Here is a 12908-nt window from a genome sequence, read left to right on the forward strand (position 1 = left end):
GGCCTCCTCACGGGGCGGGGTGGGCGGCAGCGGGGATCCGGCGAGCTTGACCAGTCCGCGGACGGCGGCGCGCACCTCGGGGTCGCGCAGGGCCTGGGCGAGGGTGCGGGCGTCCTCGCCGCGCTCCCAGACGAGACCGGCCAGCAGGTCGAGGGTCGTATAGAGGTCGCCCTCGATGTCGAGGTCGCCCGCCACCCAGGCGCGGGCCAGGCCCAGTTCGCCCGGCTTCCACAGCAGGCGGCGCAGCGCGCGGCGGTTGCGTACGACCAGGGTCGGCGCGCCCGGCGGGCCGGACTGCGAACCGTCCCAGGCACGGATGCGCACCGGGAGCGGTGCTCCCAGCAACTGTGTGAAGAGGCCCTGCAGCCGCGACGCGGCGTCTGCCATGGTGTACACCTCCGTGACGGGGAATCCCGGAATGTCCGACACCACGTAAACACCTGCGGGGCTCCAGCGCAGTCCCCGGCACGCGTCATGGCTGGGCAAAACCGCCGCTTCGGCGGCCCGACCGGGGCTCCCTGACGGGCCGACGGACCCGGATGCGCCGGGGCATGAACGCACGGACGGACCTGAACGCACAGCTGGGCACGGGCACGCTCAGGAGCCCGACCCGCCGAAGGGGCCGGGCACGCCGGAGACTCCGACCCGCCGAAGGGGCCGGGCATACCGGAGGGCACGGGCCGCCGAAGGGCCCAGGCACCTCGAAGGGCACGGGCCGCCGAAGGGCCCAGGCACCCCGAAGGACACGGGCCGCCGAAGGGCCCAGGCACCTCGAAGGGCACGGGCATGCCAAGAACCCGGGGCAGCCCGAAGAGCCCGATCCGCCGTGGGCCCAGGCACCCCAGGGGCCCCGGGCATGCCCCCCCGACGGGCGCCGATACGCCGAAGAGCCCGGCCCGCCGAAGGAGCCGGGCACGCCGAACAACACGGGCCTGCCCAAGAGCCCGAGCCGCCGAACGGACCGTCCCCGCGCCGAAGGGCACGGGAACGCCGAAAAGCCCGACCAACCGAAGGGTTCAGTCACCCCGAAGGGGACGGGGCGCCCAAGAGCCCGGGCAGACCGAAGAGCCCGATCCGCCATGGGCCCGTGGCGGATCGAAGAGCCCGACCCGCCACGGGCCCGGGCACGCCGAAGGGCGTCGGCACGCCGAGCGCGACCCGCCGAAGGCCCAGGCACGCCGAAAGGCCCCCCGCACCACGGATGGCGGGAGGCCCTTCGTCAGGCAGATGACCGACCGGAGGTCAGGAGGCCTTGGCCTTCTCCTCGGTCTTCTCCTTCGGCGCGGCGGCGACCGGGGCCGGCTTGGCGGCCTCGTAGAACTCCTCGCGCGGCGTCTCCATCGCGCCGAGCGAGACGACCTCGCGCTTGAGGAACATCGCCAGGGTCCAGTCGGCGAAGACGCGGATCTTGCGGTTCCAGGTCGGCATCGCCAGACCGTGGTAGCCACGGTGCATGTACCAGGCGAGACGTCCCTTGAGCTTGATCTTCATCTTGCCCATGACGATCATCGCGACGCCCTTGTGGAGGCCGAGACCGGCCACCGCGCCCTTGTTGGCGTGGGCGTAGTCCTTCTGCGGGAAGCCCCGCATGCCGGACACCACGTTGTCGCCGAGGACCTTGGCCTGACGCAGCGCGTGCTGGGCGTTCGGCGGGCACCAGGCGTTCTCGTTGCCCGCCTTGCGGCCGACGAGGTCCGGGACCTGGGCGTTGTCGCCGGCGGCCCAGATGTAGTCGGTGCCCTTGACCTGGAGGGTCGGCTCGCAGTCGACGTGACCGCGGGGGCCCAGCGGCAGGCCGTAGCGGGCCAGGGCCGGGTTGGGCTTGACGCCGGCGGTCCAGACGATGGTGTTGGAGTCGACCTCGAGGCCGTTCTTCAGCACCACGTGGCCGTCGACGCAGGAGTCCATGGAGGTGGACAGGTAGACCTCGACGCCGCGGCCCTCGAGGTGCTCCTTGCCGTACTTGCCGAGCTTGGGGCCGACCTCGGGGAGGATCTTGTCGGCGGCGTCGACCAGGATGAAGCGCATGTCCTCACGGGACACGTTCTTGTAGTACTGCGCCGCGTCCCGGGCCATGTCCTCGACCTCGCCGATGGTCTCCGCACCGGCGAAACCGCCGCCCACGAAGACGAAGGTGAGCGCCTTGCGGCGGATCTCCTCGTCGGTGGTGGAGTCGGCCTTGTCGAGCTGCTCGAGGACGTGGTTGCGCAGGCCGATGGCCTCCTCGACGCCCTTCATGCCGATGCCCTGCTCCGCGAGCCCGGGGATCGGGAAGGTGCGGGAGACCGCGCCGAGCGCGATCACCAGGTAGTCGAAGGGCAGCTCGTAGGCCTCGCCGACCAGCGGGGAGACCGTGGCGACCTTGCGGTCCTGGTCGATGGTGGTGACCCGGCCGGTGAGAACCTCCGCCTTGGGCAGCACGCGTCGCAGCGGGACGACGACGTGGCGCGGAGAGATGTTGCCGGCGGCGGCTTCGGGGAGGAAGGGCTGGTAGGTCATGTACGACCGGGGGTCGACGACCGTGACGGTCGCCTCGCCGTAGCGCATCTTCTTCTGGATGCGCCGAGCTGCGTACAGGCCTACGTACCCACCGCCTACTACGAGGATCCTGGGACGCTCCGTGGTGCTCATGGCATCGAGTATCCACCCGTCTCAGGGGGGTGGCTCGTGCGCCCCTTCACAAGCTCTTGCAGGGTGTGTGCTATCCTCCGCGGCCCGCGTGATCCACGTCATGGTGACAACCGGGCTCCTTTATGCACCCCGGAGCGTTGTCAATGCCGCGTGAGCTGCCTCTCTGCGCCGCAGGAGCCTCCGTGAGGCGCTCCCGAGCGCCATCGCGAGCAGCTTCCCGACCCCCTCCATACCATGCTTCTGAACATGTTCAAAGGGCCGTTCAGCCCCCGGACGGGTCAACGAGGCCTCTCTCATCGCCCGGGAGGGCCGAAATCCTTGTGAAGAACTTCACGAACTTTCCCGACGGGCTGTCGTCCGGGGGCCCCGCAGGACCCCCGGAACGCGCTCATTCGTGATCCTTGCCTGCTCAGAAGCGGGCTACGCGACCGACCACGCGATGCCGTCGAGGATGTCGTGCTCGCTCACGACGACCTCCCGCGCGCCGATCCGCTCCATGATCGACAGGAGCACGAGGGCACCCGCCCCGATCACGTCGACCCGGCCCGGGTGCATGGAGGGCACAGCCGCGCGCTCGGCGTGCGTGGAACGCAGCAGCCACTCGGTGATCTCGCGGACCTTCTCGAGGGAGACCCGGGAGTGGTGGATGGCCTCGGAGTCGTACTCAGGCAGCTCCTGCGCGATCGCCGACACGGTCGTCACGGACCCGGCCAGGCCCACCAGCGTGCGCGCCTCGCGCAGCGGGACCGTCTCCTCGGCCAGGTCGAGAGCGGCCTCGATGTCGGCGCGCATGGCGGCGATCTGGTCCTGCGTCGGCGGGTCGCTCACCACCCCGTCCCGGACCAGATGCCGCTCGGTCATGCGCACGCAGCCGACGTCCACCGAGCGGGCCGCCCGGACCCGGTCGTCGCCCACGACGAACTCGGTCGAGCCGCCGCCGATGTCCACCACCAGGAACGGCCTGGACAGGTGGTCCCGGCCCGTCAGCTCCTTGGTGGCGCCGGTGAAGGAGAACTCGGCCTCCTGGTCCCCGGAGATCACCTCGGGCTCGACGCCCAGGATGTCCAGCACTCCGCGCACGAACTCGTCCCGGTTCTCGGCGTCCCGGGAGGCGGAGGTGGCCACGAACCGCAGCCGTTCCGCCCCGTGCTCCTTGATGATCGCGGCGTACTCACGGCAGGCCGCGAAGGTCCGCCGCAGCGCCTCGGGGGCGAGCCGGCCGGTGCGGTCGACGCCCTGACCGAGCCGGACGATCGTCATCCGGCGGTCCAGGTCGGTCAGCTCGCCCGTGGCCGGGTCGGCGTCGGCGACCAGGAGCCGGATGGAGTTCGTACCGCAGTCCACGGCGGCGACACGGGTCACTGGGCGTCCTCCTCGGCGGTCGTCACACAGGCGCCCTTGCGCCACCACTCGGGCAGCATCGCCAGAGCCTCGTCACCCAGCGGGTTGACGCCCGGCCCCGCGGCCAGCGAGTGGGCCACCAGGACGTGGAGGCACTTCACCCGGTCCGGCATACCGCCCGCGCTCGGGAAGTTCTTCAGCTCCTCGATCTCGTCGCGCCGCCGGATGTAGTCCTCGTGCGCGGCCCGGTAGGCCGCCGCGAGCTCCGGGTCCGAGGCCAGCCGCTCGGTCATCTCCTTCATCACGCCGTCGGCCTCCAGCGTGCCGATGGCCGAGTTCGCCTTCGGGCACGTCAGGTAGTACAGCGTGGGGAACGGCGTGCCGTCCGGCAGCCGCGGGGCCGTCTCGACGACGTCGGGCTGTCCGCACGGGCAGCGGTGCGCGATCGCGCGCAGACCGCGCGGAGGCCGACCGAGCTGCTGCTTGAAGGCCTCGACGTCGGCGTCGGTGGGCTCGGTGCGCGGAGTGGTCGGCGGGGGCGTTTCCATGACTGTCTTCAGGCTGTCTTTCTCTGGGTTCAGGTCACTGAGCGGGACGCGGGTCACCGGCCGGCGGCGTCGGCCTTGTCGACCCCGTCCCAGACGTTCGAGTACCAGGGGCGGTCGGCCGCCCCGAGGTCGGTGCGCGACTGCTTCGCCGCGTGCGGGTCGACGACGATGAAGCCCGTCTCCCCCGGCATGACGTAGTGCAACCGCTGCCGGATCTGCTGCTCGGCGTACGCGTCGTCCTGCCAGCGCGCTTTCAGGTCGCGCAGCCGTTCGACGCGCTCGCGGGCCTGCTGCTGTTCGCGCTGGAGGTCCTCGATCTCGGCGCGCTGCGAGACGTACTCCCGCATCGGGTAGGCCAGGGCCACGATCAGCGAGCACAGCACCAGGGCGAGCAGCGCGGCCCGGCCGGTCAGCCGCGAGCGGCGGGCCTGGCGCTTGGTCTGGGAACGGTAGACCCTGGCCGCGGTCTGCTCACCGAGCAGCCGGATCCTGGTCGCGGTGGAGAACCGGTCCCGGTCCTTCACGGCCATCTGTCCGCCTCCCGCTCCACCGTCATACGCGCGTACGTCCCCGGACACGGTACGGGACCGAGTACGGGGACGTACGTACGACGCTGCCTCTTGTGGCCGGGGTCAGCCCTTGAAGCGCGGGAAGGCGCTGCGGCCGGCGTAGACCGCGGCGTCGTCGAGGATCTCCTCGATGCGCAGCAGCTGGTTGTACTTGGCGACGCGCTCGGAGCGGGCCGGGGCGCCGGTCTTGATCTGGCCGCAGTTGGTGGCGACGGCCAGGTCGGCGATGGTGACGTCCTCGGTCTCGCCGGAGCGGTGCGACATCATGCACTTGAAGCCGTTGCGCTGGGCCAGCTCGACGGCGTCCAGGGTCTCGGTGAGCGAGCCGATCTGGTTGACCTTGACCAGGAGCGCGTTGGCCGCGCCCTCCTCGATGCCACGGGCGAGGCGCTCGGGGTTGGTGACGAACAGGTCGTCGCCGACGAGCTGGACCTTGTCACCGAGCTTGGCGGTGATGGTCTTCCAGCCCTCCCAGTCGTCCTCGAACAGCGGGTCCTCGATGGAGACGAGCGGGTACGCGTCGACGAGCTCCGCGTAGTACTCGGTCATCTCGGCCGCCGAGCGGTCCTTGCCCTCGAAGGTGTAGACGCCGTCCTTGTAGAACTCGGAGGCGGCGACGTCGAGCGCCAGGGCGATCTGCTCGCCGGGGGTGTAGCCGGCCTCGTTGATCGCCTCGAGGATGAGGTCGAGGGCCTCGCGGTTGGAGCCGAGGTTCGGGGCGAAGCCGCCCTCGTCGCCGAGGCCGGTGGCCAGGCCCTTGCTCTTCAGGACCTTCTTCAGCGTGTGGTAGACCTCGGCGCCCCAGCGCAGGGCCTCGGAGAAGGACTCCGCGCCGATCGGGGCGATCATGAACTCCTGGATGTCCACGTTGGAGTCGGCGTGCGAGCCGCCGTTCAGGATGTTCATCATCGGCACCGGCAGCAGGTGCGCGTTGGGGCCGCCCAGGTAGCGGAACAGCGGCAGGTCGCTGGCCTCGGAGGCGGCGTGGGCGACGGCGAGCGAGACGCCGAGGATGGCGTTGGCGCCGAGGGAGCCCTTGTTGTCGGTGGCGTCCAGGTCGAACATCGCCTGGTCGATCAGGCGCTGCTCGGTGGCGTCATAGCCGACCAGCTCCGGGCCGATCTGCTCGATGACCGCGAGGACGGCCTTCTCCACACCCTTGCCGAGGTAGCGGTTCGAGTCGCCGTCGCGGAGCTCGATGGCCTCGAAGGCGCCCGTGGAGGCGCCGGACGGGACGGCGGCACGACCGGTGCTGCCGTCGTCGAGGCCGACCTCGACCTCGACCGTGGGGTTGCCTCGGGAGTCCAGGATTTCCCGGGCTACGACGACGTCGATGGACGGCACGAGCATCTCCTTCTTGATGTGACGCGGTACGCGGGTCGCGTGGACCCGGCGAGGTGCGGGCCCGGTGGCTCGCGACATGAGCCTAACCGGCCCGGGGCGATCGGCCACCGGGTCGCCCACCCCATGGACAGAACCGAGCGTAAATTGTTTCCGAACGGAACAAAGCCGGTTGCCGAAAAAACCCCGCCCCGGTGCGTACGGGGGATGACGCACCGGGGCGGGGAGCCTGTGGACCCTGGGCGGGTCCGGGCGGGCCGGGGCCCTGCCGGGCCCCGTGGGCGCTGCTTACTTCAGGTGCAGCTGCTGGCCCGGGTAGATCAGGTTGGCATCGTCGATGATGTCCTTGTTCAGCTCGTAGAGCTTCTCCCAGCCGCCCTTGACCTTCTCGTCCGCGGCGATCGTGCTGAGGGTGTCACCCTTGACGACCTTGTACTCGCCGTCGCCCTTCTCGACCTTCTTGCCGGTCGGGGTAGTGACGGTCTTCTTGGCCGCCGGGCGCTCGTCGGAGCGGGAGGCCGGCTGCTGGGTCTCACGGGACTCGGTGCTCTGCTGCTGGCTCTGCGAGGAGCTGCCCGAGTCGTCCGAGGAACCGCCACCGGTGTACGCGGCGCTCGACAGGCCCTTGCCGCAGACCGGCCAGGCGCCCTTGCCCTGACCCGCGAGGACCTTCTCGCCGATCTCGATCTGCTGCGCCTTGGTTGCCTGGTCGGCGGTGGCGGCGTACTTGGTGCCGCCGTAGCCGGCCCAGGTGGAGGCGGAGAACTGCAGACCGCCGTAGTAGCCGTTGCCGGTGTTGATGGACCAGTTGCCGCCGGCCTCGCACTGGGCGACGGCGTCCCACTCGGAGGCGGTGGCGGCGGATGCGTTGCCGGCCGCCATCAGCGGGGCGGCGACGGCGGCACCGGCGACACCGGCGACGGCGATGGCACGGGTGGCCTTGGACGGACGGCGGTGCTTGCCCTTGCCGGAAAACAGCATGGTGGATCCCCTCACCGACGCCTGCGAGGTGAGCTGTCGGGTTCGGGCCGGTTGAGTTGCCCGGCCGCGCCCCTCCCGGGACGCGGCTTCACCCCAAGCCCTTCCGGCGCAACTGGCCGGTCGGGCACCTACCTTGGGTCCCCCGCTCCTGCCTACGGCGCTTGACGCGACGACTGTTCCCGTGCGGCCGCTGGCAGGATTCGGCGTTGCGGCAGCCGGGGCTCGCGATGGCGAGCGGTCACGACCGTAGACACGCGATCCACGGAATTTCAAAGACGATCAGGGCTTCTGAGATCTATCTCTCACGGGCCCCAAACGGGACATCATTCGCGAATCGGGGCGCTAACTCGCGCGGTTTCGGGGCGACTTCCGCCCCGGTTTCCGCACTGCCCGAACCGCTACTTCTCGTCCGCTTCGCCCTCGACCGTGAGCTTCTCACCGGGGAGGATGAAGTCCGGGTCGGAACCGACGGCCTTCTCGTTGCCCTCGTAGAGCGCGTGCCATCCGCCGCTGACGTCAAGGGAGTCGGCGATGGACCAGAGACTGTCGCCGACTCCCACGATGTAGTTGCCCTGAACGGCGTCGCCGGAGCCCTCGGCCCCGCGCGAGGCGTGACGGCCCGTGGACTCGTCCGCACGGCCGCTGTCGGACGGGAGGGATTCGTCGGCACTGGGGCCGCGGTGGCGGCCGGAGCCGGCGTCGGTCAGGGCCGAGGAGTCGTCACCCTGGCGCGCGTCGCCGGCCTCGCCGCTCTCGGGGGTGGCCGAGGGAGAGCTGCCGGACTCCTTGCCCCGCGACGTGGAGTCGGCGGATTCTCGCGACTTGTCCGACTTGTCCCTTTCATCCTCCGTGTCGGGCGACGACGATGGCGACGAGGAAGGGCTCGCGGAAGGCGACGACCCGAGCGAGTCAAGCAGGCCGGACGAGTCCGTCGGGTCGGACGAGTCGGACGAACCGGACGCGCCGGAGTCCGCGCCCTTGCCCTGCTCGAGCCCGGAGAGCAGCCCGCAGGTGCGCCACGCGCCGACCCCCTGGTCGGCGAGGATTCTTTCGGCCACGGCTATCTGCTGGGAGCGGCTGGCCAGGTCGGCGCTCGCGGCGTAGTCGAGGCCGCCGTGGTTCTCCCAGTCCTCCTGGGACAACTGCAGGCCGCCGTAGTAGCCGTTGCCGCTGTTCTGGCTCCACGCGCCGCCGGTCTCGCAGTCCGCGACCCGGTCCCAGGTCGTGCCGTCGGCCGCACTGGCGCCGGAGGCCCCGAGGAGCGGGATCGCGATGGCGGAGCCGGTCACTCCGGCCGCGACGAGGAGAGCCGGAGCCTGGCGGGGGCGACGGTGCCGACCGTTCCCGGAGAGCATACGGAGACCTTTCGCAAGACAGCAGTGACCGACGCGGCGTGATTCCCCGCCGCGTTGATGGGTGAACGTATCGGCAGTCGATCACTTGTCACAAGTTCATGCCGCGCAGATCACGTGAAGATCACAGGTCTGATGTTTCGTCACCTTCAGTCGGCGCTGCCGGTGCTGCCGGTGCTGCCGGTGCGAATTCCACCGGCAGCGTGCGCAGTCCGCGCATGATGAGGCCGCCGCGCCACCGCAGTTCGGCCGGATCCGCGGCGAGCCGGAGGTCCGGGAGGCGGGTGAGCAGGGTGGCGAGCGCGGTCTGGCCCTCCAGGCGGGCGAGCGGGGCGCCGAGGCAGTAGTGGATGCCGTGGCCGTACCCGAGGTGCTGGTTGTCGCGGCGGGAGAGGTCCAGCACGTCCGGATCGGCGAACCGCTCCGGGTCCCGGTCCGCGGCGGCGAGCACGACGAGGACGGGGTCGCCGGCCTCGATGCGCTGTCCGCCGAGGCTGAGGGACTCCGTGGCGAAACGCCAGGTGGCGAGCTCGACCGGGCCGTCGTAGCGGAGGAGTTCCTCGACGCCGGTCTCCAGCAGGCCACTCTCCCCGGCGGCGAGCGACGCCTGGAGCCGAGCGCGCTGCCCGGGGTGGGTGAGCAGGGCGTAGGTGCCGTTGCCGATCAGGTTCACGGTCGTCTCGAAACCGGCGAACAACAGGATGAAGGCCATGGCCGCCGCCTCGTTCTCGGTGAGGTGCTCACCGTGGTCGGAGGCGCGGATGAGACCGGAGATGAGGTCCTCGCCGGGGGCGGCTTCGGCGGGCAGCGCCTCCCGCTTGCGGTGGATGAGGTCGGCCAGGTAGCCCCGCATCTTCTTCACGGACCGGGCGACGCCGCCCCTGGGACCGCCCTGGTGACGGATCATCATGCCCGCCCAGTCGCGGAAGTCGTCCTGGTCCTCGCGCGGGACGCCGAGCAGGTCGCAGATCGCGTAAATGGGGAGCGGGAACGCGAACTCGTGGATCAGGTCGGCGGACCCCTTCCCCGCGAATCCGTCGATGAGGGTGTCGGTGAGCTCCTGCACCCGCGGCGCGAACTCGGCGACCCGGCGGGGCGTGAACGCCTTCGACACGAGCCGCCGCAGCCGGGTGTGGTCCGGCGGGTCGATGTTGAGCAGATGCGTCATCAGCTCGGCCTTGCGCTCCCCGGGGATCCCGGTCTTGCCCTTGGCGTGGGCCGGCTCGTCGTGATGCGCGGGGTTCTTGGAGAGCCGGTGGTCGGCGAGCGTCTGCTTGGCGTCGGCGTACCGCGTGACCAGCCAGGCCTCCACGCCGCTGGGGAGCCGCGTCTTGTGGACGGGGCTGTGCTCGCGGAGCCAGGCGTAGGCGGGGTAGGGGTCGCTCGCGAACTCCCAGGTGAAGAGGTCGGGAGCGGTCGCGGGTGTGCTGGGCTGGGGCTGGTCGGTCACGCCTCGACGGTATCCGGCTTCCGGGAGCGCTCCTGCCCCGGTCGCGGGTGGGCCGGGCTTCCGTGGGCCGGGCTTCCCTGCCGGCCTCCGGGAGCCCACGTCTTCAGTCCCCGGGCCCGCTCAGCCCTCGGCGTCTCTGATCGCGTCCCGGTACGCGCGGGCCGCCGCTCTCAGGGCCGCCTCCGGGTCGACGCCCTCCGACTCGGCGCGGACGGCCAGGGCCAGGAGGTCGTAGCCGATGCCCTGGACGGGAGGGAGGGGTATGTCCAGGTTCGCCGTGCGGACGCGGGAGGCGAGCTTGGCGGCGAGGGCCAGGCCGGGCTGGCCGAGGGGGATGCCCTCGGTGATCGAGGTGCGCTGCTTCTCGACCGCCTTGGTGCGCAGCCAGTGCTCCTTGACCTCCTCGGGGGTGGTGGCCGTCGCGTCGCCGAAGACATGCGGGTGGCGGTGGATCAGCTTGGCGACGATGCCGCCGGCCACGTCGTCGATGGAGAAGGGCTCCTCTCCGTCCTCCGGGCGGCCCTCCTCGGCGATGCGGGCGTGGAAGACGACCTGGAGGAGGACGTCGCCGAGCTCCTCGCGCAGTTCGTCGCGGTCACCCTCCTCGATCGCCTCGACGAGTTCGTACGCCTCCTCGATGCCGTACTTGGCCAGGCCCTCGTGGGTCTGCCGGGAGGACCAGGGGCATTCGGCTCGGATGCGGTCCATGACCTGGACGAGGTCGAGGAGCCGGGCGCCCGGCAGGTCGTAGGAGGCGGGCAGCAGCTCGAGCTCGGGCATGGCGACACGGCCGGAGCCGGCGAGGCGGGCCAGGCCGTCCGTGAGGACCGGTTCACCCTCGCCGGTCGCGACCACGACCAGCGTGTGTCCGCCGGCGCAGGCGTCGACCAGCTCCTGAGCGGTCGGGGACGCCTCGGTGACGGGGATCCCCGCCTCGCGCAGATACGGCAGCTGCGGATGCGTGCCGTCCGCGCACAGCACCCGGTCCGCCGCGTGCAGTGCCTGCCAGGCGGGCCAGGAGAGCAGGCCGGGGGCGACGCGGTGGCTGGTGGTGAGCAGGACGATGCGGCCGGGGGCGGCGGCCGCGTCGGGGGCGGTCCGCTCGGGGCCCGGGGTGGCTTCGGGGCTGTTGGCGTTCACGGTTCGAAGCTATCCCACGCCGCCGACAGGGCCCGAAGTTGTCCACAGGGCCTGCCGACAGGGCGCGAAGTTGTCCACAGGGCCCGGAGGGGCGCCAAGCCGACGGGCTCTACATGCCCTGCTGCGTCTGTGCCGCCGTGACGTCCCGCACCCACGGCGTCTTGGCGTCGGCGCGGCTGCTCTTCTGGACGTCCCAGGTGCCGTAGCGCGGGTTGAGGTCGATGTTCAGGTCCTTGGAGGCGTCGGAGAGCGCCTTCCAGAACTCGGGACGGTCGGTGTTCGTGCCGAGCTTCTCGGCGAGCTTCTGGGCCTCCAGCTGAAGGCGGAGGTTCTCGTCGAGGCGCTGCGGCGGGATGCCGTACTGCTGGAGCCAGGTCGTCTCCAGCGCCTTCGCCCCTCCGGCCTGCTGCTCCAGGCCGGAGCGCATCGCCTGGATCTCCTTGCGGGAGACGCTGACCCCGGCGTTCTCGGCGGCGCGGTGCAGCACCCGGTCCAGGACCATGGTGTGCAGGGTGTCGCGGGTGAGGGTGCCGGTCCTGGCGATGGCCTGCTGATACTGCGCCTCGTCCTGCACGGCCGCCCGCTGGGCCTCGCGAACCTCGCCCACCCTCTCGTCCAGCTGCGAGACGGTGATCCGCTGGCCGCCCACCACGGCTGCCGCGCCGGGATGCGCGTCGTTCCCGCAGGCGGTGAGCAGGGGCGCCGCGGCGGCGATCGCGGCGGTGAGGACGAGCGCGGTGCGACGGCGGCGGTGCAAGGAGACCTCCCGAGGAGATTGTGCGACGGTGCACAAGGTCTTGCGATGATCGATGGTAGGCAGTGGGCAAGCTCTGGCCAACCCATTCGACCAACGATTCACCGGGACTTCCGGCACCGCCGCGCCTCACCCCGGGCGCTCCTCAGCCGCGGACCTGCCCCAGCCAGTGCAGCGTCCTGCGGATCTCCGCACCGAGCGGGTGCCCTGGGCCGTGGGTGCGCTCCACGTCGTGCAGCAGCCTGGCCAGGGTGTCGTGGGCGGCTCCGCGGTCCCCGAGGGCGAGCTGGAGGTGCCCGATCCGGCGGCGGACGTCGTGCGCGAGCTCGGGCCCGCCGGCGGCGACGTACTGGTTCTCGTAGTACGGCAGCACCGCCCGGTACTCGGCGAGTGCAGCGGCCGGCTCGCCCAGCTGCTCCAGGCACTGGGCGGCCTCGTAGCGGTGGCGCAGGGCCTGCGGGTCGGCCTGGCCCGCCTCGGCGGCGCGTTCGTCGGCGAGGCGGCGCAGCTCGGGCAGGGCGCGCCGGTACTGGCCGTCGTCCAGGAGCGTCGCCGCGTACTGCTTGCGCAGGGTGCGCACGACCGGGGAGTGCGCGCCGTGCTGTTCGGCGGCGGCGGGCAGGATCGCCCCGAGGATGTCGACGGCCTGGGTGACACGGCCCTCGCCGAGGAGCCGCTTGACCTCGTCGACGGCGCGGGCGATGTCCGTCTGCCCCGGTGTCTCGGTGACGGGTGCGGCCGGCGTGGGCTGGGGCGCGGGGGTGCGCGCACGGTCGGGCCAGGGGGCGTGCGCGCACCCCC

The 12908-nt window shown here is 71.4% G+C and carries 11 protein-coding genes, 1 pseudogene and 1 riboswitch; all 12 genes and pseudogenes read right to left on the reverse strand.

Going from position 1 to position 12908, the window contains the following annotated elements:
- Positions 1 to 387: pseudogene (locus K4G64_RS34585) on the reverse strand (SAM-dependent methyltransferase); the annotation flags it as partial.
- 855 nt (positions 388 to 1242) lie between these two features.
- Positions 1243 to 2631 carry an NAD(P)/FAD-dependent oxidoreductase gene (locus K4G64_RS34590; RefSeq protein ID WP_221759862.1) on the reverse strand — a complete coding sequence of 463 codons (1389 nt, stop codon included), beginning with the start codon at positions 2629 to 2631 and terminating at the stop codon, positions 1243 to 1245.
- A gap of 420 nt (positions 2632 to 3051) precedes the next feature.
- Entirely contained in the window at positions 3052 to 3993 is a 942-nt protein-coding gene (locus K4G64_RS34595; protein WP_221759863.1) for a Ppx/GppA phosphatase family protein, read from the reverse strand.
- Positions 3990 to 4520 (reverse strand): DUF501 domain-containing protein, encoded by a 531-nt coding sequence (locus K4G64_RS34600; protein ID WP_221759864.1) that lies wholly within the window; start codon positions 4518 to 4520, stop codon positions 3990 to 3992. The genes K4G64_RS34595 and K4G64_RS34600 overlap by 4 nt, the downstream gene beginning before the upstream one ends.
- A 53-nt stretch (positions 4521 to 4573) precedes the next feature.
- Positions 4574 to 5050, reverse strand: a complete 477-nt coding sequence (locus K4G64_RS34605) for a septum formation initiator family protein (RefSeq protein ID WP_221759865.1) — start codon at positions 5048 to 5050, stop codon at positions 4574 to 4576.
- 102 nt (positions 5051 to 5152) lie between these two features.
- Positions 5153 to 6433 carry a phosphopyruvate hydratase gene (gene eno, locus K4G64_RS34610; RefSeq protein ID WP_221759866.1) on the reverse strand — a complete coding sequence of 427 codons (1281 nt, stop codon included), beginning with the start codon at positions 6431 to 6433 and terminating at the stop codon, positions 5153 to 5155.
- Positions 6434 to 6718: 285 nt separating this feature from the next.
- Positions 6719 to 7411, reverse strand: a complete 693-nt coding sequence (locus tag K4G64_RS34615; RefSeq protein WP_221759867.1) for a transglycosylase family protein — start codon at positions 7409 to 7411, stop codon at positions 6719 to 6721.
- A gap of 3 nt (positions 7412 to 7414) precedes the next feature.
- A riboswitch (cyclic di-AMP (ydaO/yuaA leader) is annotated at positions 7415 to 7581 on the reverse strand.
- 228 nt (positions 7582 to 7809) lie between these two features.
- Complete coding sequence (locus K4G64_RS34620; RefSeq protein WP_221759868.1) at positions 7810 to 8766, reverse strand: transglycosylase family protein; 957 nt, start codon at positions 8764 to 8766, stop codon at positions 7810 to 7812.
- A gap of 121 nt (positions 8767 to 8887) precedes the next feature.
- Complete coding sequence (locus tag K4G64_RS34625; RefSeq protein WP_221759869.1) at positions 8888 to 10213, reverse strand: cytochrome P450; 1326 nt, start codon at positions 10211 to 10213, stop codon at positions 8888 to 8890.
- A 120-nt stretch (positions 10214 to 10333) separates the two neighbouring features.
- Positions 10334 to 11353, reverse strand: coding sequence for a nucleoside triphosphate pyrophosphohydrolase (locus tag K4G64_RS34630; RefSeq protein WP_221759870.1), 1020 nt, complete (start codon positions 11351 to 11353; stop codon positions 10334 to 10336).
- A 109-nt stretch (positions 11354 to 11462) separates the two neighbouring features.
- The gene (locus K4G64_RS34635; protein ID WP_221759871.1) at positions 11463 to 12110 is read right to left on the reverse strand and encodes a SurA N-terminal domain-containing protein; all 648 of its coding nucleotides are present in this window, start codon (positions 12108 to 12110) and stop codon (positions 11463 to 11465) included.
- A gap of 142 nt (positions 12111 to 12252) precedes the next feature.
- Positions 12253 to 12908 (reverse strand): tol-pal system YbgF family protein (locus tag K4G64_RS34640; RefSeq protein WP_374206486.1); only part of this gene is annotated, 656 nt, incomplete at its 5' end.

The sequence above is a fragment of the Streptomyces sp. WAC04114 genome (assembly GCF_019733245.1).
GTDB lineage: Bacteria > Actinomycetota > Actinomycetes > Streptomycetales > Streptomycetaceae > Streptomyces > Streptomyces massasporeus_A.

What these genes read in the sequence shown, in the direction of transcription:
- K4G64_RS34590 (WP_221759862.1), bottom strand. Translation starts at nt 2,631, where the DNA reads ATGAGCACCACGGAGCGTCCCAGGATCCTCGTAGTAGGCGGTGGGTAC.
- K4G64_RS34600 (WP_221759864.1), bottom strand. Translation starts at nt 4,520, where the DNA reads ATGGAAACGCCCCCGCCGACCACTCCGCGCACCGAGCCCACCGACGCC.
- K4G64_RS34605 (WP_221759865.1), bottom strand. Translation starts at nt 5,050, where the DNA reads ATGGCCGTGAAGGACCGGGACCGGTTCTCCACCGCGACCAGGATCCGG.
- K4G64_RS34615 (WP_221759867.1), bottom strand. Translation starts at nt 7,411, where the DNA reads ATGCTGTTTTCCGGCAAGGGCAAGCACCGCCGTCCGTCCAAGGCCACC.
- K4G64_RS34620 (WP_221759868.1), bottom strand. Translation starts at nt 8,766, where the DNA reads ATGCTCTCCGGGAACGGTCGGCACCGTCGCCCCCGCCAGGCTCCGGCT.